This window comes from Bradyrhizobium sp. USDA 4451, from assembly GCF_054822585.1.
This window is the reverse complement of record NZ_JBTRCH010000001.1, coordinates 5,854,258-5,877,037: the sequence shown is the minus strand read 5'-3', so window position 1 is coordinate 5,877,037 and position 22,780 is coordinate 5,854,258. Positions and strand designations below refer to the sequence as shown.

19 protein-coding genes, 1 tRNA gene and 1 pseudogene are annotated in these 22,780 nt (G+C 65.5%); 13 read left to right on the top strand and 8 right to left on the bottom strand.

Features of this window, described 5'->3' with window-relative positions:
* Positions 1-317: 317 nt before the first annotated feature.
* On the top strand, positions 318-551 hold the full coding sequence (locus ACVMB0_RS27075; protein ID WP_456754680.1) for a pentapeptide MXKDX repeat protein: 234 nt from the start codon (positions 318-320) through the stop codon (positions 549-551).
* Positions 552-606: 55 nt separating this feature from the next.
* On the opposite strand, the gene ACVMB0_RS27070 is transcribed toward ACVMB0_RS27075, so the two are convergent.
* Positions 607-963: a DUF6481 family protein gene (locus ACVMB0_RS27070; protein ID WP_456754681.1), complete on the bottom strand. Its 357-nt coding sequence runs from the start codon at positions 961-963 to the stop codon at positions 607-609.
* A gap of 263 nt (positions 964-1,226) precedes the next feature.
* The gene (locus ACVMB0_RS27065) at positions 1,227-1,463 is read right to left on the bottom strand and encodes a hypothetical protein (protein WP_456754682.1); all 237 of its coding nucleotides are present in this window, start codon (positions 1,461-1,463) and stop codon (positions 1,227-1,229) included.
* A gap of 150 nt (positions 1,464-1,613) precedes the next feature.
* On the opposite strand from ACVMB0_RS27065, the gene ACVMB0_RS27060 reads away from it, so the two are divergent.
* Both ACVMB0_RS27060 and ACVMB0_RS27055 read left to right on the top strand, forming a co-directional pair.
* Complete coding sequence (locus ACVMB0_RS27060) at positions 1,614-1,826, top strand: hypothetical protein (RefSeq protein WP_456754683.1); 213 nt, start codon at positions 1,614-1,616, stop codon at positions 1,824-1,826.
* A gap of 143 nt (positions 1,827-1,969) precedes the next feature.
* On the top strand, positions 1,970-2,293 hold the full coding sequence (locus tag ACVMB0_RS27055; RefSeq protein WP_456754684.1) for a hypothetical protein: 324 nt from the start codon (positions 1,970-1,972) through the stop codon (positions 2,291-2,293).
* 79 nt (positions 2,294-2,372) lie between these two features.
* Here the strand turns inward: ACVMB0_RS27055 and ACVMB0_RS27050 are convergent, their stop codons facing one another.
* The gene (locus ACVMB0_RS27050) at positions 2,373-2,549 is read right to left on the bottom strand and encodes a hypothetical protein (protein WP_456754685.1); all 177 of its coding nucleotides are present in this window, start codon (positions 2,547-2,549) and stop codon (positions 2,373-2,375) included.
* Positions 2,550-2,756: 207 nt separating this feature from the next.
* On the opposite strand from ACVMB0_RS27050, the gene ACVMB0_RS27045 reads away from it, so the two are divergent.
* The 3 genes from ACVMB0_RS27045 to ACVMB0_RS27035 all read left to right on the top strand — a co-directional run bounded on the left by ACVMB0_RS27045 (position 2,757) and on the right by ACVMB0_RS27035 (position 4,704).
* Positions 2,757-2,972, top strand: coding sequence for a hypothetical protein (locus ACVMB0_RS27045; protein WP_456754686.1), 216 nt, complete (start codon positions 2,757-2,759; stop codon positions 2,970-2,972).
* 170 nt (positions 2,973-3,142) lie between these two features.
* Positions 3,143-4,057 carry a 2-dehydro-3-deoxygalactonokinase gene (locus tag ACVMB0_RS27040; protein ID WP_456754687.1) on the top strand — a complete coding sequence of 305 codons (915 nt, stop codon included), beginning with the start codon at positions 3,143-3,145 and terminating at the stop codon, positions 4,055-4,057.
* 11 nt (positions 4,058-4,068) lie between these two features.
* Positions 4,069-4,704 carry a 2-dehydro-3-deoxy-6-phosphogalactonate aldolase gene (locus ACVMB0_RS27035; protein WP_456754688.1) on the top strand — a complete coding sequence of 212 codons (636 nt, stop codon included), beginning with the start codon at positions 4,069-4,071 and terminating at the stop codon, positions 4,702-4,704.
* A 98-nt stretch (positions 4,705-4,802) separates the two neighbouring features.
* Here the strand turns inward: ACVMB0_RS27035 and ACVMB0_RS27030 are convergent, their stop codons facing one another.
* The 4 genes from ACVMB0_RS27030 to ACVMB0_RS27015 all read right to left on the bottom strand — a co-directional run bounded on the left by ACVMB0_RS27030 (position 4,803) and on the right by ACVMB0_RS27015 (position 7,483).
* Positions 4,803-5,108, bottom strand: coding sequence for a hypothetical protein (locus tag ACVMB0_RS27030; RefSeq protein WP_456754689.1), 306 nt, complete (start codon positions 5,106-5,108; stop codon positions 4,803-4,805).
* A 187-nt stretch (positions 5,109-5,295) separates the two neighbouring features.
* Positions 5,296-5,709, bottom strand: coding sequence for a hypothetical protein (locus ACVMB0_RS27025; protein ID WP_456754690.1), 414 nt, complete (start codon positions 5,707-5,709; stop codon positions 5,296-5,298).
* Positions 5,710-6,337: 628 nt separating this feature from the next.
* Positions 6,338-6,808 (bottom strand): DUF992 domain-containing protein, encoded by a 471-nt coding sequence (locus ACVMB0_RS27020; protein WP_456754691.1) that lies wholly within the window; start codon positions 6,806-6,808, stop codon positions 6,338-6,340.
* A gap of 598 nt (positions 6,809-7,406) precedes the next feature.
* Positions 7,407-7,483: transfer RNA gene (locus ACVMB0_RS27015), tRNA-Arg, on the bottom strand.
* Between the two features lie 290 nt (positions 7,484-7,773).
* Here ACVMB0_RS27015 and ACVMB0_RS27010 point away from each other — a divergent pair.
* The 7 genes and pseudogenes from ACVMB0_RS27010 (at position 7,774) to ACVMB0_RS26980 (ending at position 20,909) form a co-directional block, all read left to right on the top strand.
* Positions 7,774-12,981, top strand: coding sequence for an alpha-2-macroglobulin family protein (locus ACVMB0_RS27010; protein ID WP_461348231.1), 5,208 nt, complete (start codon positions 7,774-7,776; stop codon positions 12,979-12,981).
* On the top strand, positions 12,978-15,092 hold the full coding sequence (gene pbpC / locus ACVMB0_RS27005) for a penicillin-binding protein 1C (protein ID WP_456798034.1): 2,115 nt from the start codon (positions 12,978-12,980) through the stop codon (positions 15,090-15,092). Before ACVMB0_RS27010 ends, pbpC begins: the two co-directional genes overlap by 4 nt.
* Positions 15,093-15,174: 82 nt before the next feature.
* Positions 15,175-16,917 carry an ArnT family glycosyltransferase gene (locus ACVMB0_RS27000; protein WP_461348230.1) on the top strand — a complete coding sequence of 581 codons (1,743 nt, stop codon included), beginning with the start codon at positions 15,175-15,177 and terminating at the stop codon, positions 16,915-16,917.
* A gap of 1 nt (position 16,918) precedes the next feature.
* Positions 16,919-17,765, top strand: a pseudogene (locus ACVMB0_RS26995) (phosphatase PAP2 family protein).
* Between the two features lie 69 nt (positions 17,766-17,834).
* Positions 17,835-18,614, top strand: coding sequence for a glycosyltransferase family 2 protein (locus ACVMB0_RS26990; protein WP_456754696.1), 780 nt, complete (start codon positions 17,835-17,837; stop codon positions 18,612-18,614).
* Positions 18,614-18,952 (top strand): lipid-A-disaccharide synthase N-terminal domain-containing protein, encoded by a 339-nt coding sequence (locus tag ACVMB0_RS26985; protein ID WP_456754697.1) that lies wholly within the window; start codon positions 18,614-18,616, stop codon positions 18,950-18,952. The genes ACVMB0_RS26990 and ACVMB0_RS26985 overlap by 1 nt, the downstream gene beginning before the upstream one ends.
* Positions 18,953-19,097: 145 nt before the next feature.
* Positions 19,098-20,909 (top strand): peptidoglycan DD-metalloendopeptidase family protein, encoded by a 1,812-nt coding sequence (locus tag ACVMB0_RS26980; protein WP_461348229.1) that lies wholly within the window; start codon positions 19,098-19,100, stop codon positions 20,907-20,909.
* Positions 20,910-20,925: 16 nt separating this feature from the next.
* On the opposite strand, the gene ACVMB0_RS26975 is transcribed toward ACVMB0_RS26980, so the two are convergent.
* Positions 20,926-22,608: a Na/Pi cotransporter family protein gene (locus ACVMB0_RS26975; protein WP_461348228.1), complete on the bottom strand. Its 1,683-nt coding sequence runs from the start codon at positions 22,606-22,608 to the stop codon at positions 20,926-20,928.
* Positions 22,609-22,780 lie beyond the last annotated feature (172 nt).

The following is a 22,780-nucleotide window of genomic DNA, read 5'->3' as shown; positions in this document are numbered from 1 at the left end:
GGTTGTTCCCCTGAAGAGCTTCTTGAGTGGCTGTTAGGCCGGCGCGGAGCCTTAGCTTAGCCGGTCTTCGCCTGAATATTCTCTAGTCTGATAGTTCGAGGCGCCCTGATAGTGCGAGCCGATAGGCGGCAGCAAGTCTTGCCGTTGTTGCGGCGCACACTGCCGCGCCGGTGCTGTGGCTCTATTCAACCCAGGCGAGCACGCGCCGTGCAGCTTCAAGAATTTGTTATTGGAGGTAACAACCGGCCTTGCAAGCGCGTCGAGCAGATAGCGGCAAGTCGTCGCGCTCACATTCGACCACACAAGGGATCATCATCATGACCACCAACACCCGCCTTGGCCTTTCCGCCGCGCTGCTCTCGTTCAGCCTCGCGCTGGCGCCCGCCGCCTTCGCTCAGGACAAGATGGGCAAGGACGACGCGATGAAGAAGGAAGACACGATGTCCAAGGATGCCATGAAGAAGGACGGTGGCATGATGAAGAAGGACGACGCCATGAAGAAGGATGGCGGTGCGATGATGAAGAAGGACGACGGGATGAAGAAGAACTGATCGCCGCCACCCCTCATCGTGCGCAGGCCCGCCATCGTGGCGGGCCTGGTCCTGCTTAGCGCTTCTTCTTGCCGCGCTCCTTGCGCGCGGCGTAGCGCGCGTCACGCTTGGCCTTCTGCTCGGCGAGCAGGGCCTCCTCTCGAGCGGCTTCTTCTTCCTTCTCGCGCGCGATGCGGGCGGCCTCGGCCGCAGCGGCTTCTTCCTCGCGGCGCTTCTGCTCGGCCTTCTCGGCCTCACGGGCTTCCTTGGCCTTGGCGCGGCGTTCGGCGATCGCCGCGCGCTCCTCGGCACGTGCCTTCACCGTCGGATCGTCAGCGCCCGGCTGGGCGCGAAACTTGTTGAGGAGGTTTTGCCGTGCCTGCAGGGCCGCCTTTTGGCGGTCGGCAAAACCCGGTTCCTTGAAGCCACTCATAGAGGAAGCCTGCTGCTTTCTGTTCGGGTGATGGATGGGGTTTGGTTCGGCGCTTCAATAAGTGAACGGCGGCGAAATTGCCAGTGGCGAAGGGAAGGTTGTGGAGCAGGGGTGATATGAGCTGATAGCAAATGGTGGACTGCTGGTGACTGCCTCGCCAGGCTGCCGGCCTGGTGAGTGGTTGGTCACCGAATCTGCCGCTCATCTCTTTGTTTGAGCATGATCTTTTCGGAAAACCGGTTTCCACTTTTCCGGATCATGCTCTAGCCGCGCTGAAGCTGCTCGCGCCGCCCGTTGCCGAGCACCTTGGCGACGGTCTCGGCGGTCATCGCGCTGCGGTCCGAGGCACGCTGGGATTCCAATCTGTCGCGGGCCTTTTCGGAGATCAGGAGGCTGATCAGCTGCAGCCGGCTGGTCTCGTCGATTGCTTCCGAGAGCAGCTGCCTGTAACGCCGATAGTCGTAGGTCGTTGCTTGGGTGGTTGCTTGCTGTTCGCTCACTGGCACGCCCCGTACACGCGCTCCATTGCTGCTATCAGTGTTTCGCGAGTCGTGACCGCCTGCAACGGAATTGCAGTGCTCGCAGCTGCGGGCACGCATTTCGCTGTACAAGTGTTGCAGAATTGATCGCACCCAAGCGTGCAAATCGTCATGATGCGCGCGTTGCAACCGGGAACCGAAACAAGGATGAGCGAACCCGAAGATGGAGGCAGCCGCCGGGGCGCGCTGATCGGACTGCTGGTGGCCGCGGTGATGCTCGCGGTGGGACTGTGGCTCGCGCATGACCTGACGGCGGCCAGCAAGATGCAGGACTGCCTGATGTCGGGCCGGACCAACTGTAACGTGATCGAGCCGGCACGCTGACCCATCTTGCGGCAGTGCAATATCGATCCCACATCACCCGCAAAGATCAGGGCTGATCTGTTTGCTACCGGTTGTGATTCCGATCACACGCGGACGGGTGGGTTGCCTTAATCGACTCCCAGAGATCGGCGGGAACCAAGGCCATGATATCCAAGCTGTGGTCCGGAAAGGGCGCGGCGCTGGCTGCCGCAGGCGCGGCGGGTGCCGTTTTGGTAGCGTATCTCTCCCTGACGTTGGCGTCGCCCGAGCCGGTGTCCAGCGCGGCCCTCGGGCCGGCGTGGCAATGCAGCCGGGTGGCGTTCGTGGTGACAACTTGCAGCCGGACGGCCGAGACCGAGCGAGAGGCCAAAGCTGAGGGAGAGGCCAAGGCTGAGCCAGAGGCTAAGGCTGAAGGCGACATCAAGCCGGCGGCTGAGATCCAGGCGATCCCGGTGCGGGCAAAGGACGATTGTCCACCGGAACCTTAAATGCTGTTTTCTGACACGTTCGTGTGCGCCGATCCGGAACGCTCTCACCGGCGGGCCGCCGCAGCGGCAGCGTTTCAGATTATTTCTTGGTGGTGCCGCGCGGCTTGATCGACAGGCCGAGGCGCATCGCCATCTTCTTGATTCGCTCGGGCGAGCGGCCGGTGGCCTTCACGACCTCTTCCAGCGACTTGGAGGAGCGAGCCAGTTCGATCAGTCGTCGGTCCTCCTTGAACGACCACCGCGGCTTTCGGGCCATCTTGTTGGTATCCTTGCGCATTGCTGGGCAACAAAGCCGCCAGGCGGGGTCGCCTGACGGCCTTGCCGGTGTGGGCCCGGACCTTGGGGAAATGTCCGGTGGATAACCAATACTGCTTCCGGAAAAGGTCGCAATTGAAACCGGAATTTAACCTAACCCATCAAGGTTACTCGCAAAGTCATTGGATAGAGCGTGGCAGGAGGCCTTATGCGCAAGGTCGCCATTTTGAGTGCCGCAGCATTTTTACTGTCCGGTTGCTGGCCCGACCCGGAGGTCACGGGATCGACCAACAGCTGCGCGGCCAACCTTTACAGCCAATACAATCCCAAGGTCATGGATCAGTGCGTCAATGCCTGCATCAAATGTGACCGCGGCAACGTCACCACCTGCACGACCTCCTGCACGCTGAAGGGGGCGCGGTAATCGATCCGTGCACCCACCGACGCGAACCGGACATCGTGGTCGCACGCGTGCGCGTGGTCGCGTAGCCTCGCGAATTAGGCGCGCCTTGCGCGGCGTGATGAACGCCGTTATCGCCTCTGGGCAGCGGCGCAGTCAGCGCGCCGGCAACTGAGAGCGTGGAACCGAACGCGATGAGCGATCCTTCCTATGTCGCGGTCGATTGGGGCACCAGCAGCTTCCGGCTCTGGCTGATGAACGGTGGCGGCCAGGTGCTCGGCGAGCGCCGCAGCGATGAGGGCATGACGGCGGCCGCCAGGACCGGCTTTGCGGGCGTGCTGCAATCGCATCTCGATGCGCTCGGAGTTGCGGCTGAACTGCCGGTGGTGATCTGCGGCATGGCCGGCGCGCGGCAGGGCTGGGTCGAGGCCGGCTATGTCGATACGCCCGCGCATCTCTCCGACATCCTCACAGGCGCCGTCGCGGTCAGCGGGCAGGCGCGCGAGATCCGGATCCTGCCCGGGATCGCGCAGCGCGATGCCGCGGCGCCCGACGTGATGCGCGGCGAGGAAACCCAGTTGCTCGGCGCGCTCGGCCTCGATGCGGCAGACGCGGCCGATGTCTGTCTGCCGGGAACGCATTCCAAATGGGTGCGGATGCGCGGCGGCACGGTCGAACGCTTTGCGACCTTCATGACCGGCGAGCTGTTCGGCGCGGTGGCGCGCGACACCATCCTGGCGCACGCCGTGGCCGGCGCGGAGCAGGCGGTCGACGGCGATGCGTTCCGCGCGGCCGTCGCCGAGGCGTTCGCCGCACCGGCGCGCGCGGCCAATCTGCTGTTCCGGGTGCGCGCGCGGCAGCTGCTGTTCGGCGGCAGCGCGCAGGCCGCGCGTGAGGCGATCTCGGGCACGTTGATCGGCGTCGAACTGGCGGCGGGACTCGCGGAGCGCGAACCAGCCACACCGGTGAGGCTGATTGCGTCGGGCCGGCTGCAGCGGCTCTATCAGATGGCGATCGAGGCGCTTTCGATTCCGCTCACGGTCATGGATGCGGACGAGGCGGTTCGCCGCGGCCTCAGCAACGCCGCGACGGCGATCTGGAACAAGTGAAGGATCCACGCATGAGCATTCCGTTTCCGCCGATGCAGCGTCCGTTGGTCGCGATCCTGCGCGGCATCAAGCCCGAAGAAACGCCTGATATCGTCAGGACGCTGATCGAGGCGGGCATGACGGCGATCGAGATTCCGCTGAACTCGCCGGAGCCGTTCCGTTCGATCGAGATCGCAGCGAAACGCGCGCCCGCCGATGTGCTGATCGGCGCCGGCACGGTGCTGACGGCGGCAGACGTCGATCGTCTCCATGACGCCGGCGGCCGCCTGATGGTGTCGCCGAATGTCGATGTCGATGTGCTGGCTCGCGCGCGGGATCACGCGATGGTCACGCTGCCCGGCGTGTTCTCGCCGACGGAGGCGCTGCTGGCGGCACGCGCGGGCGCCTCGGGCCTGAAATTCTTTCCGGCGAGCGTGCTCGGCGCCTCCGGCATCACGGCGATCCGCGCCGTACTGCCGCCGGATCTGATGATCGCCGCCGTCGGCGGCGTCTCCGACCAGAATTTTGCCGAGTATGTCAAGGCGGGGATCCGTGCCTTCGGTCTCGGCAGCAGCCTCTACAAGCCGGGCATGACCGCCGCGGATATCGCTGTCCGGGCCAAGTTGACGATCGAGGCCTATGACAGGGCCGTGCAGGGCGCCGGCTAAAGCATGATCCGGAAAAGTGCGAAGCGGTTTTCCGGAAAGATCATGCTCAAACGAGGAGCCAAAGCGCGCGACGATTCAACCCCAATCCCCAACGCGCTTTAATCGTCCCGCTTGCCTCCGTCGATGACCCGGAACAGCGGCGCCGCCTTGCGCGGGTCTTCGAGCAACTCCTCGACCATTGCGATCGCGGCGGCGACGTATTTTCCCGTCGCCGCATCGAGCGGCCGTTCGGCTTCGTCCGAGAGCGCGAGCCTGGCGCCTTCGAGCAGTTTGCGGGTCCGGACGGCGGCGTCGTCGCCGGAAGTGAGGGCGGCACGCGCAATCGACCGCAGCACGAACAATTCGCCCTCCAGCCGCAGCAGGCGGTCGTTCAGCTTGGTCAGGACAGTGTTCAGGTTCCGCATGACGTCCTCTCCGGGCGATGGATCGTCTTCCTTACACGGTCATTCCTGACGAAATTCTTGTGCCGGCCCGACACTATCCGGTTCGCCGAATGGTGGCCCGGCTCAGCACCGGATCGATCGGAGCGTGCGGCCTGCCATCAGGCGCACACGGACTGACCAGTCAGGCGAGCGACCGGCAAAGCCAAACTCAATCGCCGTCCGCGTCTTCGCTGCTCCGTGCGTCAGAAGCCGAGCGGCCGCCATAGTGGCGGGGAACGGCGGCGGTCTTTCTTGCGCTCACACCCTCGTTCTCGCGCATGTCCTTGCGTGCGCGCCGCGCCGTTCGCATCGCGCGCTTGATGTTGGCATCGTGCGAGTCCTCGTCGAAGAACAGGACGATCTCGCAACTCGGGCACTGGCGCGAATAGCCGTTCTGCAACCGCTTGGCCCGGTCGCGAAAGACATTCTTGCAACGTGTGCAGCGGATCTGGACGGAGTCTTCCATATCGGTTCCGAAATATCGATGAACAATGAGCGCGCTCGCAATCTCCTTGAGGAAGCAATTCCGCATTAACAAATCGCGAAGCCTATCGCCGACGAAAAGGGCGTGTTGGCTGCTCAAACGGTGCCGGAACTTTGTTCACGCACGGAGAACTACGGAATGGAATCGTGCGCTGAATGAGAAAGAACGGGCGCGATTTCAGGGCGGAGCGTGGACACAAACACCGTGAGCACAAAAAGAAAGGCCTCAGCGCGTGGGCCACGCTGAGGCCAAGTTGACACTTTGGTCGTGAGGCACCGTCAACCGACGCCTCAGCGCTTAACCTACCTTCGTTTCTCACCAGCAAAATAGCCCATATGGGCCATGATCGGTGGCCGAGGACGTGCAGGTTTTGCACCATCAGGATGTTGCACCACCTGGGCCAATGCCAACGCCGTCCGCAGGGATTTCAAGCGGGCGGCGTTGTGCCCTTTGCGCGCGGCATGTCGCGCCTGCGATCGACGCTCGAGTTGTCTGGTGTCTTCGATTGCTGTTCGCCGGCATCGATTTGCGAGCCGCCGTGTTTCGCGACAAGCCAGATCCCGATCCGGGTCGATCGGCGGTCCGGTGATAGCCAATTTGGGACATGCGCCTTGGCACAAACTGTGCACACTTGAGGTCGTCAGGATTTTGCATGACCTTCCTGGGGCTAGGGCCGACGCCGTCCGCATATATTTCAAGCGGGCGGCGTTGTGCATTTTGGCTGTTGTCAGCGATCCACCGGCCGTAGCTCCAGGTTGTCGATTTTCACTGTTGGAGTTGAGCCGGCGTTCTGCTCATTCAATGGATGTAACGTGATCGATGCAGTCGAGCCACCGGTCAGAACATTGGTATCGGCGCCCCCGGGATGGGTGTAACCACCGGTGAGGTCGTCGCCGCCGAGCCACGGCACCGCCGCCATCACCTTCCAGGTCAATGCAACGTCCTGGTCGCCGATGAAAACGCCGAGGTTCCTGATGGCTGCGACGTAGCGACTGTCCGGCGCACTATCGGCGTGCAGGACGCAATCGAGCGTGGTCACGGGGCCCAGAATGAAGCCGGTGTCGGGGCCGCCGCGGCAATCGAGCGTTCCGGCTTGCACCTGTTGTGCATCTGCCGTCGTGATGGGCGGGGCGAGGATTGCCGCGCCGCATATGACAAGCGCGATCCTGCGGCTCGTTGTGGGCATGGTGCCGGACAACGCGGATCGATGCGCAATCGGTCCACACCAGTCGAGACGGCCTTCGCTGGTGGTTAAGAGAGCCTTAGAATGCGGATCCGGAACGCGGAGTGGCGCAGCTCGCATTCGCAACGGATGGGCTCGCCTCGCGAAAGTACGCCGCCGGGCTCGAAATGTATTGTCCCGGCGGCGCCCTGTTCCAATCTGGGCCCGCAATCCCAGTATTGGTGTGTCTGCAAGACCGCCCCCAAGGTTCGAAAGCACCGGAGTCCTACGGGGATCAGCGATTGGCGATCGTCTGGTGTTGGCCGCTGACCTTCTTTTGCCCCGGCGGCGCTCCGGTTGTGGCCCAAATGACCGCCGCAATTGCCATCGCGGTCAGTAGCGCGCCGGCCAGGGGCGATGGTTTGTTCAAGCTCCGACCGGTCAGCTGCGATGCTCGAGCTTCCGCATCTCCTGCACGCGAGCCAGGCAAAAATCCCGATACAATTCGTTGATGAAATCCCACATGACCGAATCCCCTTTGGTCCAATGATGGGACGCTAGGCCGGGTTTGTTTCCGGCCGGCTTCGCGGCTTGCGGAAAATGGTTTCGTCGAGGCGGAGTGGCGTGGCGTGAATGGCGATCCCGGCAGGATTCGAACCTGCAACCCGCGGAGTAGAAATCCGCTACTCTATCCAGTTGAGCTACGGGACCGTGCCGGCCTTGTAGCACCGCCAATATGAAAAATCCGCTTTTCCGCCAAGCCCTGCCGAACCGATTTTTGTGGTCGCGCGACAAAGGCGAGCAGGGGTCCTCGTCCTGCATTGGCCTGTCCAGTACGCCGAGCCGCCATTGACGCGGCCGCCGGGGCTGGTCGAAGGAATGTCGGCAATGCGAGCTGCGACGTTTTCGTCCGTTCATGTCCGTGCCTTCACTCCGTCACCATTTCGCGCATTTTTGTCCCCAACGCGGCGCTCGACCGCGGGGCGTTCAGGAGCTCCATCATGATCGGATTGGTTCGTGCCGCCGCAATTTGCGCCACGCTGGCGCTCGCCATGGTGAGTGCCCAGGCCGCGGACAAAGCCTTCAGGCGCGACGATCTCGCCGATTCCGCGATCAAGCTGGAAGCCCAGATCAAGAGCGAGGCGGGCGCGGTCAACAAGTCGGCCGCGACCTTGCGCACCGACGCGGACGCCGCCTTCAGGCGCAATGACTTCCGTGGCGGGCTCACGATCCTTGGCCAGATCGCCGCGACCGCGCCGGAGGACGGCGCCAACTGGCTGCGGCTCGCCAAGACCGTGTTCCAGATCCGCTCCGCCAGCTCCAGCGAGCAGACCTTCCTGATGGAGCGCGCTTCCACCGCCGCCTACATCGCCTATCAGCGTGCCGGCAATGCCGGTGAGGAGGCCGACGCGCTGGCGGTGCTCGGCAGGGCACTCGCCGAGCGCAAGCTGTGGCGTCCGGCGCTGGACGCGTTGCGGCTGTCGCTCGACCAGCGGGAGGTCGCCGATGTCAGGGGCCAGTATGAGAAGATGCGTGACGAGCACGGTTTCCGGCTGCTTGATTATACCGTCGATTCCGACGCGGCCTCGCCGCGGGCCTGCTTCCAGTTCTCCGAGGAACTGGCCAAGCGCGTCGACTTCGCTCCGTACCTCGCGCTCGCCGGCACCGACAAGCCGGCTCTGTCGGCGGAAGGCCAGCAGCTCTGCGTCGACGGGCTGAAGCATGGCGAGCGCTACAACATCAACCTGCGCGCCGGCCTGCCGTCGACTGTCAAGGAGACCCTGCCGAAATCAGCCGAGTTCAACATCTATGTCCGCGACCGCAAGCCGTTCGTGCGGTTCACCGGGCGGGCCTATGTGCTGCCGCGGACCGGACAGCGCGGTATCCCGGTGGTCAGCGTCAACACGCCGGCGGTCACCGTCGACGTGTTCAGGATCGGCGACCGCAATTTGATCAACACGGTGATCGATAGCGACTTCCAGAGCACGCTGAGCCGCTACCAGCTCTCCGACCTCGGCGACCAGCGCGGTGTCAAGGTGTGGTCCGGCGAGCTCGCGACCGCCACCACGCTGAACCAGGACGTCGTTACCGCGTTTCCGGTCGATCAGGCGCTGGGCGACCTGCAACCCGGCGTCTACTTCATGACCGCCGCGGCCAAGGGGCCGGGCAGCGACGACGACGGCACCTTGGCGACGCAATGGTTCATCGTCTCCGACATGGGCCTGTCGGCGTTCTCCGGCAATGACGGTATCCACGTCTTCGTCAACTCGCTGGCTTCGACCGAACCGGTCGCCAATGCCGAGGTGAAGCTTGTCGCCCGCAACAACGAGATCCTGGCCACCCGCAAGACCGATGCGGCCGGTCATGTGCTGTTCGAGCAGGGGCTGACGCGCGGCGAGGGCGGGCTGTCGCCGGCATTGCTCACGGTGATGGGCGAACAGTCCGACTACGCCTTCCTGAGCCTGAAGACCAATGCCTTCGATCTCACCGATCGCGGCGTCGCCGGCCGAGCGATCCCGGCCGGTGCCGACGCCTTCGTCTACGCCGAGCGCGGCGTCTACCGGTCCAACGAGACGGTCTATCTGACCGCGCTGCTGCGCGACGGGCAGGGCAACGCCCTGACCGGAACGCCGCTGACCATGGTGATCGAGCGGCCCGACGGCGTCGAATTCCGCCGTGCCGTGCTGCCCGACCAGGGCGCCGGCGGCCGCATGTTGGCGCTGGCGCTCAATTCCGCGGTGCCGACCGGCACCTGGCGGGCGCGCGTCTTCACCGACCCGAAGGGCTCCGCGGTCGGCGAGACCACTTTCATGGTCGAGGATTACATCCCGGAGCGGGTCGAATTCGAACTGACCAGCAAGGAGAAGATGATCAAAGCTGAAGTTCCAGTGGAACTTGAGGTCTCCGGCCACTTCCTCTACGGCGCGCCGGCCTCGGGCCTGCAGCTCGAGGGCGACATGCTGGTCGCACCGGCAGCGAATGGCCGGCCCGGTTATCCGGGCTACCAGTTCGGTGTCGACGACGAGCAGACCGCAAGCAACGAGCGGACCCCGATCGAGGACCTGCCGGAGGCCGATGCCAATGGCGCGGCGACCTTCCCGGTCAAGCTCGACAAGGTCCCGGCCTCGACCCGGCCGCAGGAAGCCCAGATCTTCATCCGCATGGCGGAGACCGGCGGCCGCTCGGTCGAGCGCAAGATCGTGCTGCCGGTGGCCCCTGGCGCGTCGCTGATCGGCGTCAAGCCGTTGTTCGGCGACAAGAGCGTGGCCGAGGGCGACAAGGCCGAGTTCGACGTCGTGTTCGTATCGCCCGACGGCAAGCAGTTGCAGCGCGACGGGCTGCGCTACGAGCTGTTGAAGCTCGAGTCGCGTTACCAGTGGTACCGGCAGAATTCGTCGTGGAACTATGAACCGGTCAAGTCGACCCGCAGGGTTGCCGACGGCGACGTCAACCTCGCGGCCGACAAGCCGATGCGCCTGACCTTCCAGCCGCAGCCCGGCCGCTACCGGCTCGACGTCAAATCCACCGACGCCGACGGTCCCGTGACCTCGGTGCAGTTCGATGTCGGCTGGTATTCCGACGGCAGCGCCGACACGCCCGACCTGTTGGAAACCTCGATCGACAAGCCGGAATATGCTTCGGGCGACACCATGACGGTGTCGGTCAATGCGCGCACGTCAGGCAAGCTCACGGTCTATGTGCTCGGCGACCGCCTGCTGACGACGCAAAGCGTCGACGTCAAGGAGGGCACCCAGCAGGTCAAGCTGCCGGTCGGAAAGGATTGGGGCACCGGCGCCTATGTGATGACGACACTGCGCCGTCCGCTCGATGCCGCCGCCGGGCGCATGCCCGGCCGCGCGATCGGGCTGAAATGGTTCGGCATCGACAAGAAGACCCGCACGCTGGCCGTCGAGCTGTCGCCGCCCGCCTTGGTGCGGCCCGGCTCGACGCTGAAGATCCCGGTCAAGCTCGGCGGGCTCAATCCCGGCGAGGACGCCAAGGTGGTGCTGGCCGCAGTCGACGTCGGCATCCTCAATCTGACCAACTACAAGCCGCCGGCGCCGGACGATTACTATCTCGGCCAGCGCCGGCTGACCGCCGAGATCCGCGACCTCTATGGGCAATTGATCGACGGCATGCAGGGCACGCGCGGCCAGATCCGCAGCGGCGGTGACGCCGCCGGTGCCGAGTTGCAGGGCTCGCCGCCGACGCAGAAGCCGCTGGCGCTGTATTCTGGCATCGTCACGGTCGGCCCTGACGGCACCGCGGAAGTGAGCTTCGACATCCCGGAATTCGCCGGCACCGCGCGGGTGATGGCGGTGGCCTGGAGCGCAACCAAACTCGGCCGCGCCACGACCGACGTGATCGTGCGCGATCCCGTGGTGGTGACCGCGACCTTGCCGCGTTTTCTGCTGACCGGTGACAAGGGCACCATCAGCATGGATATCGACAATGTTGAAGGCGCCGCCGGCGACTACGCCATCAGCGTCAAGGCGACCGGCCCGATCAAGGCCTCGGGCAATTCGAGCATGACGGTGAAGCTCGCCGCCAAGCAGCGCTCGTCGCTGGCGCTCGGCCTCGAGGCCGGCGGCGCCGGACGCGCCGATTTCGATGTCAGCATTTCAGGCCCGAACGGGCTGACGCTGGCGCGGCACTATGCGCTCGACGTCAAGCCGGCGACGCAAGTCTTGGCGCGGCGCTCGATCCGCACGCTGGCGAAGGGCGAGAGCCTGACGCTGACCTCGGACATGTTCTCCGATCTGGTGCCGGGCACCGGCAGCGTCTCGGTCTCGGCGAGCCTGTCGACCGCGCTCGATGCCGCGAGCATCCTGAAGGCGCTCGACCGCTACCCCTATGGCTGCTCCGAGCAGATCACCAGCCGCGCGCTGCCGCTGCTCTATGTCAACGATCTCGCCGCCGGTGCTCATCTTGCGATGGACACCGCAGTCGACCAGCGCATCCGCGACGCGATCGAGCGGCTGCTGGCGCGGCAAGGCTCCAATGGCTCGTTCGGCCTGTGGTCGGCGGGCGGCGACGACGCCTGGCTCGACGCCTATGTCACCGATTTCCTGACCCGGGCCCGCGAGAAGGGCTTTGCGGTGCCGGACGTGCTGTTCAAGAACGCGCTCGATCGCGTCAGGAACTCGGTGGTCAATGCCAACGAGCCGGAGAAGGATGGCGGCCGCGATCTGGCCTACGGCCTCTACGTGCTCGCGCGCAACGGCGCCGCGCCGATCGGTGACCTGCGCTATCTCGCTGACACCAAGCTGAACAATCTGGCGACGCCGATCTCCAAGGCGCAGCTTGCTGCGGCGCTGGCGCTGGTCGGCGACAAGGCGCGGGCCGAGCGGGTCTATGGTGCGGCGCTCGACGCGTTGAACCCGAAACCAGTGATCGAGTTCGGCCGGGTCGATTATGGTTCGGCGCTGCGCGATGCGGCGGCGCTGGTCTCGCTTGCGGGCGAAGGCAATGCCCCGCGCACCACGCTGACGCAGGCCGTGCTGCGGGTGGAAGCGGCGCGGGGATTGTCGCCCTACACCTCGACGCAGGAGAATGCGTGGATGGTGCTCGCGGCACGCGCGCTCGCCAAGGAGACGCTGGCGCTCGACATCAACGGGCAGGCGGTCAAGACCGCGGTCTATCGCAGTTATAAGGCCGAGGAGATGACGGGCCAGCCGCTCAAGATCACCAACACCGGCGATGCGCCGGTGCAGGCGGTGATCTCGGTGTCGGGCTCGCCGGTGACGCCGGAGCCTGCGGCTTCGAACGGTTTCAAGATCGAACGAAATTACTTCACGCTCGACGGCAAGGCGGCCGACGTCAGCAAGGCGAAACAGAACGACCGCTTCGCGGTTGTCCTGAAGGTGACGGAAGCAAAACCCGAGTTTGGGCACATCATGGTGGCCGACTATCTGCCGGCCGGGCTCGAGATCGACAACCCGAACCTGGTGTCATCGGGCGATTCCGGCACGCTGGAATGGATCGAGGATGGTGTAGAGCCGAAGAACACCGAGTTCCGCGATGACCGCTTCACCGCGGCGATCGATCGTGGCGCCAATGACAAGTCGGTGTTCACGGTCGCCTATGTCGTGCGCGCGGTGTCGCCGGGCAAATACGTGCTGCCGCAGGCCTATGTCGAGGACATGTACAACCCCTCGCGCTACGGCCGCAGCGGCACCGGTTCGGTTGAGGTGAAGCCGGCGAAATGAGCGCAACGTTGACGACAGCACAAGTGCGCAGATCACGCTGGCGACGGATCAGAACCGTCCTCGCGATCTGCGCGGTCGCGACGCTGGTCACAGCCGGAGCCTTCGCCGGTTGGGTGGTCTCGCTCGGTCCGCTGCCGCTCACGCTGGCGCAGCAGGTCTCGACCACGGTCGTCGACCACAATGGCAAGCTGTTGCGCGCCTATGCGATGGCGGACGGACGCTGGCGGTTGCCGGTCGATGCGAAGACCGCTGTCGATCCCGGCTATCTGAAGCTGTTGTTCGCCTATGAGGACAAGCGCTTCTACGAGCATCACGGTGTCGATCCGCTGGCACTGTCGCGTGCCGCGCTCCAACTGCTCACCCGTGGCCATATCGTCTCGGGCGGCTCGACGATCACGATGCAACTGGCGCGGCTGATCGAGCCGCGGCACCAGCGCTCGGTCTACGCCAAGCTGCGGCAGATGGTGCGGGCGGTCGAACTCGAGCGGCAGCTTTCGAAGGACCAGATCCTCGATCTCTATCTGGCGCTGGCGCCGTTCGGCGGCAATCTCGAGGGCATCCGCGCCGCCTCGATCGCCTATTTCGGCAAGGAGCCGAAGCGGCTCTCGCTTGCCGAGGCCGCGCTGCTGGTCGCGCTGCCGCAATCGCCGGAGCGGCGGCGGCTCGATCGCTATCCGGAAGCGGCCCATGCCGCGCGCGACCGCGTGCTCGACCGCATGGTCGAGGATGGCGTGGTGTCGAAGGACGACGCCGCGCAAGCCAGGGCAACGGCGGTACCGAAGCTGCGCAAGCAGATCCCGATGCTGGCGCCGCATTCGTCGGATCAGGCGATCGCGACGATGAAGGATACCCCCATCATCAAGCTGACGCTGGACGCCACGCTGCAACGGAACCTGGAGGTGCTGGCGCGCGACCGCGCCGTTGCGCAGGGGCCTGATGTCTCGGTCGCGATCATCGTGGTCGACAATGAATCAGGCGACGTGCTCGCGCGCGTCGGCTCGGCGGACTATTTCGACGAGCGGCGGGCCGGGCAGGTCGACATGACGCGCGCGGTGCGCTCGCCGGGGTCGACCTTGAAGCCGTTCATCTACGGCCTCGCCTTCGAGGACGGCTTTGTTCATCCCGACAGCCTGATCGAGGATCGGCCGATCCGCTTCGGCACTTACGCGCCGGAGAATTTCGACATGACGTTCCAGGGCACGGTGCCGATCCGCAAGGCTCTGCAATTGTCACTGAACGTGCCGGCGATCGCGCTGCTCGACCGGGTCGGCGCCAGCCGGCTGTCGTCGCGGCTGAAGCAGGCCGGCACCAATCTCGTGCTGCCGAAAGACGAAGCGCCCGGCCTTGCGATGGGTCTCGGCGGCGTCGGCGTCACGCTGCAGGATCTTGTCCAGCTCTATTCGGGTTTGGCGCGGCTCGGCGCCACCAAGCCACTGCGCGAGATCATGCAGGCGAATGACGGCCGGGACACGATGCGGCTGATGGACCAGGCCGCGGCCTGGCAGGTCGGCAACGTCCTGCTCGGGACGCCGCCGCCGGAAAACGGCGTGCACAATCGGATCGCGTTCAAGACCGGCACCAGTTACGGCTATCGCGATGCCTGGTCGGTCGGCTTCGACGGCCGCATCACGATCGGGGTCTGGGTCGGCCGTCCGGACGGCGCGCCGGTGCCGGGCCTGGTCGGCCGCACCGCGGCGGCGCCGATCTTGTTCGATGCCTTTGCGCGCACCGGCAGGATCCCGGCGGCGTTGCCGAAGCCGCCGCGTGGCGTGCTGGTCGCCTCCAATGCAAAGCTGCCGCCGCCGCTGCGCCGGTTCCGGCCGCTCGGCGAACTGGTCCGCAGCGGCAACGACCAGGCGCCGCACATCCAGTTTCCGCTGAATGGCTCGCGCATCGACGTCGATCAATCCGAGGGCGGTCGCAATGCGCCGATGCCGGTCAAGGTCGCCGGTGGCGTGTTGCCGCTGACGGTCCTGGTGAACGGTGTCTCAGCCGGGGACATCGACAGCCGCCGCCAGCGCCTGATCGAGCCGCCGGGGCCGGGCTTTGCGCGGCTCACTGTGATCGATGCCACGGGGGCAGCGGATACCGTTGTGATCCGCGTGCAATGATGGCGCGGGAAAGCGGAACGGCAGCGTTGGAAAGCGGAACAGCACGGTTGTTTGCGGTGCGGTTTCATCGTATGCGAAACCCATGGTGGATAGCCTCCAACCCCGGCGCTTCGGAGCAGGGCAACAGTCTGTAAAACCTGCGCATTCCAGCCGCAGGCTGTTCATGGCGTTCGAATTCGCAACGGCCAGCCAATGGCGTTCGATCCTGTTCCTGACGCTGACTTGTCTGGTTCTGTTCCTGCCCGGCTTCTTCACCATCCCGCCGATCGACCGCGACGAGGTGCGCTTCGCCCAGGCGACCAAGCAGATGGTCGAGAGCGGCGATTTCGTCGACATCCGTTTCCAGGACGACGTCCGCTACAAGAAGCCGGTCGGCATCTACTGGATGCAGGCGGCGGCCCTGAAGACGATCTCCGCGCTCGGGGTGCCGCGCGCCCAGGTCAGGATCTGGGTCTACCGCCTGCCGTCGTTGATCGGCGCCATCGGCGCCGTTTTGCTGACCTATTGGACCGCGCTTGCCTTCGTGACACGACAGGGGGCGGTGCTGGCCGCCTTGATGATGGCAAGCTGCGTGCTGCTCGGGGTCGAGGCGCGGCTCGCCAAGACCGACGCGATGCTGCTCTTGACGGTCACCGCCGCGATGGGCGCGATGGCGCGGGTCTATCTGTCCTGGCAGCGCGGTGAGGATCCGGCCCATCCCTCGTGGGGACCACCCGCGATCTTCTGGACCGCGCTGGCGGTCGGCATCCTGCTCAAGGGGCCGCTGATCCTGATGTTCGTCGGCCTTGCGATGGCCGGGCTTGCCATCCTCGATCGATCGGCGGCGTGGTTCTGGCGCATGCGCCCGGTGTGGGGCCTGATGTGGACCCTGGTGCTGGTGCTGCCGTGGTTCGTGCTGATCTTCCTGCGCGCGGGTGATGCCTTTTTCGCCGACTCGGTCGGCGGCGACATGCTGAGCAAACTTGGCGCTCAGGAATCCCACGGCGCGCCGCCCGGACTTTATCTCCTGTTGTTCTGGATCACGTTCTGGCCGGGTGCACCGCTCGCCGGCATGGCGGCGCCGGCGATCTGGCGTGCGCGACGCGAGCCGGGCGCCCAGTTCCTGCTGGCCTGGCTGATCCCGTCCTGGATCGTGTTCGAGGCGGTGCTGACCAAGCTGCCGCATTACGTGCTGCCGCTCTATCCGGCGATCGCGATCCTCACCGTGGGCGCGCTGGAGCGGCGGGTGCTGTCGCGCTCCTGGCTGATCCGCGGCGCGGCGTGGTGGTTCGCCATCCCTGCGTTCGGCGCGGTGCTGGTGATCGTCGGCGCGATCAAGGCGATCCACCAGCCGGTGTTTCCGGCCTGGCCGTTGTTCGCGGTGGCGATGGTGTTCGGCCTGATCGCGTGGTGGATGTTCGAAGACAGCCGCGCCGAGCGCTCGCTGCTCAATGCGGTGATCGCCGCGGCGCTGATGGCAGGCGCAACCTATGGCGTGGTACTGCCGCGGCTCACCACCCTGTTTCCGAGCCAGGAGGTTGCGCGCGCATTGCGCAACGTGACCTGCGTCGGCCCGAAGGCGGCGGCCGCCGGTTTTCATGAACCGAGCCTCGTCTTCATGACCGATACCTCGACGCTGCTCACCGACGGCTCGGGTGCGGCGGATTTCCTCGGGCAGGGCTCTTGCCGCTTCGCGCTGGTCGAGCAGCGCTCGGAGCGCGCTTTCGTGCAGCGTGCCGAGGCGATCGGGCTGCGCTACAACGCGCCTGTGCGCATCGAGGGTTACAACATCTCGCAAGGCAAGGCGGTCTCGATCGCGATATTCCGTTCCGAAGGGACGGAGTGACATGCCGGCGCTGCCAGCCAACCCGGAATCCGCCAACTATTTCGGACGATTGCTGACGCTGGTCTGGCTGTCCCTTGCCCAGCTCGTGCGCGCACCGTCGCATTCGCGACGGGCCCGAGGCGGCGCGGCGCTCGGCGCGCCACGTGCTGTTGCTCGTCGTCATCGTCGGCGCCGTGATCATCACGCTGATGTATGCGGTCGATGTCGCCGAAATCAGCCTGATGCCGCCACGCGGCACGCCGGGGCTCTGGTGGGTGAAGGTGCTCACCGATTTCGGCAAGGACGAGTATGTGCTGAGCGCGCTCGGCCTGCTGCTGATTGTAGTCGCGTTGGCGGCACCTGCGCTGCGCGGCGTGCCGCGCGCCACCTTGCTCGGCCTGGGGACACGGCTGCAATATCTGTTTCTGTCGGTCGCACTATCGGTAGCGGTGGGCGAGCTGATCAAATGGATCGTCGGCCGCGGGAGGCCTTTTGTCGGCGGCAAGGCCAACGCATTCAACTTCCAGCATTTCGCCGGCACCGAAGCCTATTCGAGCTTTCCATCGGGCCATTCGATCACGGCGTTTGCGCTGGCTTTTGCCGTCTCGGCGGTGTGGCCGCGCGCGCGGGTCGCGATGCTGGTCTATGCGCTGATCATCATTGCGACGCGGCTCGTGCTGCTGGCCCATCATCCGAGCGACGTGGTGGCCGGCGCGCTGGTCGGCGTCGTCGGCGCCATGGCCGTGCGCTACTGGTTCGCCGCCCGCCGCCTTGGTTTCGCCATCGGTCGCGATGGCACCGTTTTGGCGTTGCCGGGACCGTCGGAAGGGCCCCTCAAAGGGGTTGCGAGGAGCGCCTTCGCCCCATAAAAGCGGTCGCCCGGCGGCCGGATCGGGCGGGTTCCAGCCGCGAGCCCTCCATCAACCACGAGTGCCGAATTGCCTGTTTCCGACCAGACGCCGGTCGCCGTTTCCATCGTCGTGCCTGTGCGCAACGAGGCGGACAATATCGCGCCGCTGATCGCCGAGATCGCGGCCGCGCTCGACGGCCGTTGGGCCTACGAGATCGTCTACGTCAATGACGGTTCGACGGATGCGACCGGCGAGCGGCTGGGCGCGATCATGGCGCAGCGGCCCAATCTCCGGCAGCTCCGCCATGCGGTCTCTTCGGGCCAGTCGGCCGCCGTGCGCAGCGGCGTGCGTGCCGCGCGCGGGGCGATCGTGGCGACGCTGGACGGTGACGGCCAGAACAATCCGGCCTTCCTGCCCAATCTGATCGCGGCGATCGAGAGCGGCAATGGCCGGGTCGGTCTTGCCGCGGGCCAGCGCATCGGCCGCAAGGACACCGGCTTCAAGAAGCTGCAATCGCGCATCGCCAACGCGGTGCGCGGCGTCATCCTGCGCGATGGTACCCGCGACACCGGCTGCGGCCTGAAGGCGTTTCCGCGCGACGTGTTCCTGGCCATGCCCTATTTCGACGGACTGCATCGCTTCCTTCCGGCACTGGTCCGCCGCGAGGGATTTGCGATTGCCTACGTCGATGTCGTCGACCGCCCGCGCCATTCCGGCGTCTCGAACTACGGATTTTTCGACCGGCTCTGGATCGGGATCATGGATCTCGCCGGCGTGTGGTGGCTGATCCGCCGCAAGAAGCCGACGCCGGTCGTCACCGAGGTGACTGATGTCTCCGAAGTGACGCGCGGCACCGAGGTGAAGTGATGCTGATTCAGTTTGGCCAGGCGCTGAGCGCCTATTTTTACGACACGTTCGTCGCCAAGTTCGATTTCTGGCTGGCGTTCGGCCTGGTCGCGCAACTGCTGTTCACCGCGCGTTTCCTGGTGCAGTGGATCTCCAGCGAGCGCGCCGGCCAGAGCGTGGTGCCGATGGCGTTCTGGTTCTTCTCGATGGGCGGCGGCTTGATGACGCTGATCTACGGGCTCGCCAAGCGCGAGCCGGTCATCATCATCGGGCAGGGCCTCGCGACGCTGATCTATATTCGCAACATCATGCTGATCCTGAAGAACCGCGGGCGTGCCTCGAAGACGCTCGAGAACTGATCGTCGCGATCATCTCCAGTCCCGGCATCAATTGCGGCGGAATCTGAACGGCGGTCAAACAATCGCCCCAAGCCGTATGGCATCTACGGCTTGCCGTGGGCGTAGCGGCATCCGAAGACCCTGCGCCACCGGATGAGGGGCGTCGATGAACGGCCGTGGCGAAGCGACGAAAGCGGGTGGTCAAGCATCCAGCGCCCGCGATGTCCCGCCGTTTGACGCGCCGCCGCTGACCGGCGATGGCGAGTTGCCGGACCGGCGCACCATCAGTCTCCGCTGGATGGCGGGGACGGTCTTGATCGGAGCCGCAGCCGTCGCGCTGCTCGGTGGCGCGCTTCGCGGGACGTTTGGCTATCACGCACGATTCGCAGTCTCGCCGATCGTCTCGCTTCCGCGCTTCACGGCACAAATGGTCGACGAGGCGGGGCGCGGCGACCGGCTCGATCGGAAGCAGGGCGCGCAAGGCAATCGCTCCGCACTCAGGATCGAGCAGCTGAGCGACGCCGGCGCGGTCCGTTCGTTCACCCGCGTGTCCGCGCGGCTCGCGGAGATCGATCCCGAACCGCAGCAGGAACGCGGTCGCGATGTACCGGCAGACGGCAAGGACCAGCAGCGAGCATCCTCGCCAAGCGCTGCGCTATCGGACTTACCACCCATCATCCGGACAGGTCCGTCACGCCGCGAGCTGCCGGGCGGCACCAGCGCGTACGCCGCCGATGAAGACGTGCCGCATCCGGCTGCGCCGATCGGTGACGCCGTCAACGTCACCAACCTGCCGAAATCAGCCGCGTCGCCTCGCCACCGTCGGCACGTCATCATCGCGCGAGCTGGCGACACGCTGTCGGCCATCCTGCGGGCCTTGACCGCGGCTGCAGAGGACGCGCCGGCCGTGCTTGCCGCTTTCCCACCGGCGGGCACTCAAGCGGCACTGTCCGGCGGCGAGAAGATCACGATCGTTGAACAGAGCGGAGAGGGTGGCTCGCCGCGCAGTCATGTCGCGAAGGTGTCGATCGAACGGGCGGACTCCAGTGTATCCGCCGTCGGTCGTACCGATGGCGGTCAATACCAGGCCATCGTGCCCGAGCAGCCGGATGCCTCCTCGCGGAGCGAAAGCTTGCTGCGTCAGTCGATCGACACGCATGCGGTCGCCGGCGAAACGCTGCGCGACGGCCTCAACGCGCTGGCGCGCTCCAATCACGTCGATGAGGGAATCGTTGCCGAACTGATGCGGCTTTGTGGCCGCGACTTCGACCTTGATGCCCCGCTCGGCGATGCCGACGCGGCCAAGATCATCTATGCGCCCAACGACATCGGCCAGCCGGAGCTGCTCTTCATCGACCTGACGGCCGGCGGCCAGACGCGGCGGTACTATCGCTTCACGGCACCGGACGACGGCAGCTCCGATTTCTATGATGAGGCTGGACAGTCCATCACCAAATTCCTGTTGCGCAAGCCGGTCGTCAGCGGGCGTCTCGGCGACGGTTTCGGCTGGCGCATTCATCCGATCCTTGGCGACCGCCGCTTCCATGAGGGCGTCGACTATGCAGCGCCCTATGGCTCGCCGGTGGCGGCTGCGGGCGCCGGCGTCGTCGAGATCGAAGGCTATGAACGCGGCTACGGGAAATATATCCGCGTGCTTCATGATCGCGGCTATGAGACGACCTATGCCCATGTCGCGAGCTTTCCGCCCGGGCTGAAGATCGGGGACCGTGTTCGTCAGGGCGAGACGATTGCCTATGTCGGATCGACCGGACTCTCGACCGGACCGCACCTCTATTACGAGGTGCGGATCAACGGCCGCAATGTCGATCCGCTTCGGATGAAATTGTCAGGCGGCCGGCTGCTGCAAGGCGAGCTCCTTGGAGCATTCGATCGCCAGCGCGACAGCATCGACCAACTCGCCGCAGCCTCCGGCTCTCCTCTGCGGCATCCCGGCTCCGAACACCGGCCGCCGACCTGACCTCGAAGACGCCCGATCAGAGCCGTCCGGGCGCCGGCAGTTCGGCCGCATCCACGGCGCTCTCGCGATCGGCGGCGGTCTCGCCGGCGGCATCGAGCACGGGGTAGGCGACCGAGCAGATGTGCGAGTGGATGCGGCGAAGGTCGCGCAGCACGTCGAGATGCAGCGAGGTGGTCTCGATGGTCTGCGGCCGGCCTTCGCGCAGGCGTTCCAGATGGCGCTCGACGGCGGCCAGTTCGGCCGCACGTAGTGCCGCCTTCTCGGTCAGCAGCTTGCGGGCCTCGTTGGCGTCGCCGGACATGAAGACGCCGAACGCCATCCGCAGCGAATCGATCGTGCGCTTGTGGAACGCCGACAACTCCTCGGCGCCTTCCGGAGAGAATTGCAGGCGGTGCTTGATCTTCTTGGTCGCGAGCTCGCTCAGGTTCTTGTCGAGGATGTCGCCGATATGCTCGAGGTTGATCGCGAACGCGATGATCTCCATGGCGCGCTGACCCTCGCGCTCGTCGAGGCTGCCGCGGGTGAGCTTGGTGACGTAAAGCTTGATCGCCTCGTTGAGGCGGTCGACGGTGTTGTCCATCTTCGACACCTGGTCGACCAACGCGCGATCGTTGGTCATCATCGCCGCCATCACCTTGCGCAGCATCGCCTCGGTGTAGTCGCCCATATGCAGCACCTCGCGCGCGGCATCGGCCAGCGCGAGCGAGGGCGTCTCCAGCGCACCTTCGTCGAGGTAGCGCGGCCGTGACGGATCGGTCGCCTGCGCCCGCTTGGGCAGCAGCCGCTCGAGCAGCCGCGCCATCTGGTCGAGCACGCCGATGAACAGCAGCGCGGTTGCGACGTTGAAGGCGATGTGGAACAGCGCAGTCGCCTTGGCGAGATCAGGCTGCCAGGCGTAGATGGCTTCCGTGATCGGCCGCAGCAACGGCGCCACCAGCAGGATTCCGACGACGCGGTTGACGAGATTGCCGACCGGCAGCCGGTAGCTCGCCGGATTGTCGCGCCGCGCGCCTTCCAGCAATGGATTGATGGCGCTGCCGAGGTTGGCACCGAGCACGAGCGCGAACGCGGCATAGGGCGAGATGAACTGGGAATAGGCCAGCGACATCACCAGCAGCACGCTGGCGACGCTGGAATGCACCAGCCAGGTGACGACGGCGCCGATCAGGATGCAGAGCACGGGATCGCCGGTGATCGCGTTCAGGAACACGCGCACGCCCGGCGCATTCTCGGCCGGCGCCATCGTGTCGAGCAGGATGTGCAGCGCGAGCAGCATCAGGCCAAGCCCGATCGAGACCCGGCCGAGATCCTTGATCCGGGAGCGCGGCCCGCTGCGGAACGCGACGAGACCGACGATGAACAGCACGGGCGCCACGGCCGCCACGTTGAACGAGAGCACCTGCACGATCAGCGTGGTGCCGATATTGGCGCCGAGCATGATCGCGAGCGCCGGCACCAGGCTGACGATCTCCTCGGCGGCGAAGGAGCTGGTGATCAGCGCGGTCGCGGTCGAGCTCTGGAGCAGGGCGGTGAGGCCGAGGCCGGCGCCAAGGGCGGTGAACCGGTTCTTCAGCGCCCGCGCCAGCAACAGCCGCAAATCGGGCCCGAAGGCCCGCAGAATTCCGCTGTGGACCATGTGCAGGCCCCACAGCAGGAGCGCGACGCCCCCCATCAGATCAAGCAGAACAAGGCTTCCCATACGTCTTGGATATCCCGGCAAATTCGAGTCGAAGGGGTCACGCTATCGCCAAATGACCTGGGATCAACCCTTTTTGTTCCTGTTGGAAACGGTTGGCGGCGGCGCTGACGGGGGCGGGCCTGGTAAACGAACCTCGAAAATGTCCGCTCAATTGCGATGGGTTCCGCTAGGC

Excerpts from the sequence above, each read along its gene's own strand:
- ACVMB0_RS27075 (WP_456754680.1), top strand. The coding sequence starts at position 318 with ATGACCACCAACACCCGCCTTGGCCTTTCCGCCGCGCTGCTCTCGTTC.
- ACVMB0_RS27070 (WP_456754681.1), bottom strand. The coding sequence starts at position 963 with ATGAGTGGCTTCAAGGAACCGGGTTTTGCCGACCGCCAAAAGGCGGCC.
- ACVMB0_RS27060 (WP_456754683.1), top strand. The coding sequence starts at position 1,614 with ATGATGCGCGCGTTGCAACCGGGAACCGAAACAAGGATGAGCGAACCC.
- ACVMB0_RS27055 (WP_456754684.1), top strand. The coding sequence starts at position 1,970 with ATGATATCCAAGCTGTGGTCCGGAAAGGGCGCGGCGCTGGCTGCCGCA.
- ACVMB0_RS27050 (WP_456754685.1), bottom strand. The coding sequence starts at position 2,549 with ATGGCCCGAAAGCCGCGGTGGTCGTTCAAGGAGGACCGACGACTGATC.
- ACVMB0_RS27045 (WP_456754686.1), top strand. The coding sequence starts at position 2,757 with ATGCGCAAGGTCGCCATTTTGAGTGCCGCAGCATTTTTACTGTCCGGT.
- ACVMB0_RS27040 (WP_456754687.1), top strand. The coding sequence starts at position 3,143 with ATGAGCGATCCTTCCTATGTCGCGGTCGATTGGGGCACCAGCAGCTTC.
- ACVMB0_RS27035 (WP_456754688.1), top strand. The coding sequence starts at position 4,069 with ATGAGCATTCCGTTTCCGCCGATGCAGCGTCCGTTGGTCGCGATCCTG.
- ACVMB0_RS27030 (WP_456754689.1), bottom strand. The coding sequence starts at position 5,108 with ATGCGGAACCTGAACACTGTCCTGACCAAGCTGAACGACCGCCTGCTG.
- ACVMB0_RS27010 (WP_461348231.1), top strand. The coding sequence starts at position 7,774 with ATGATCGGATTGGTTCGTGCCGCCGCAATTTGCGCCACGCTGGCGCTC.
- pbpC (WP_456798034.1), top strand. The coding sequence starts at position 12,978 with ATGAGCGCAACGTTGACGACAGCACAAGTGCGCAGATCACGCTGGCGA.
- ACVMB0_RS27000 (WP_461348230.1), top strand. The coding sequence starts at position 15,175 with ATGGTGGATAGCCTCCAACCCCGGCGCTTCGGAGCAGGGCAACAGTCT.
- ACVMB0_RS26985 (WP_456754697.1), top strand. The coding sequence starts at position 18,614 with ATGCTGATTCAGTTTGGCCAGGCGCTGAGCGCCTATTTTTACGACACG.
- ACVMB0_RS26980 (WP_461348229.1), top strand. The coding sequence starts at position 19,098 with ATGAACGGCCGTGGCGAAGCGACGAAAGCGGGTGGTCAAGCATCCAGC.
- ACVMB0_RS26975 (WP_461348228.1), bottom strand. The coding sequence starts at position 22,608 with ATGGGAAGCCTTGTTCTGCTTGATCTGATGGGGGGCGTCGCGCTCCTG.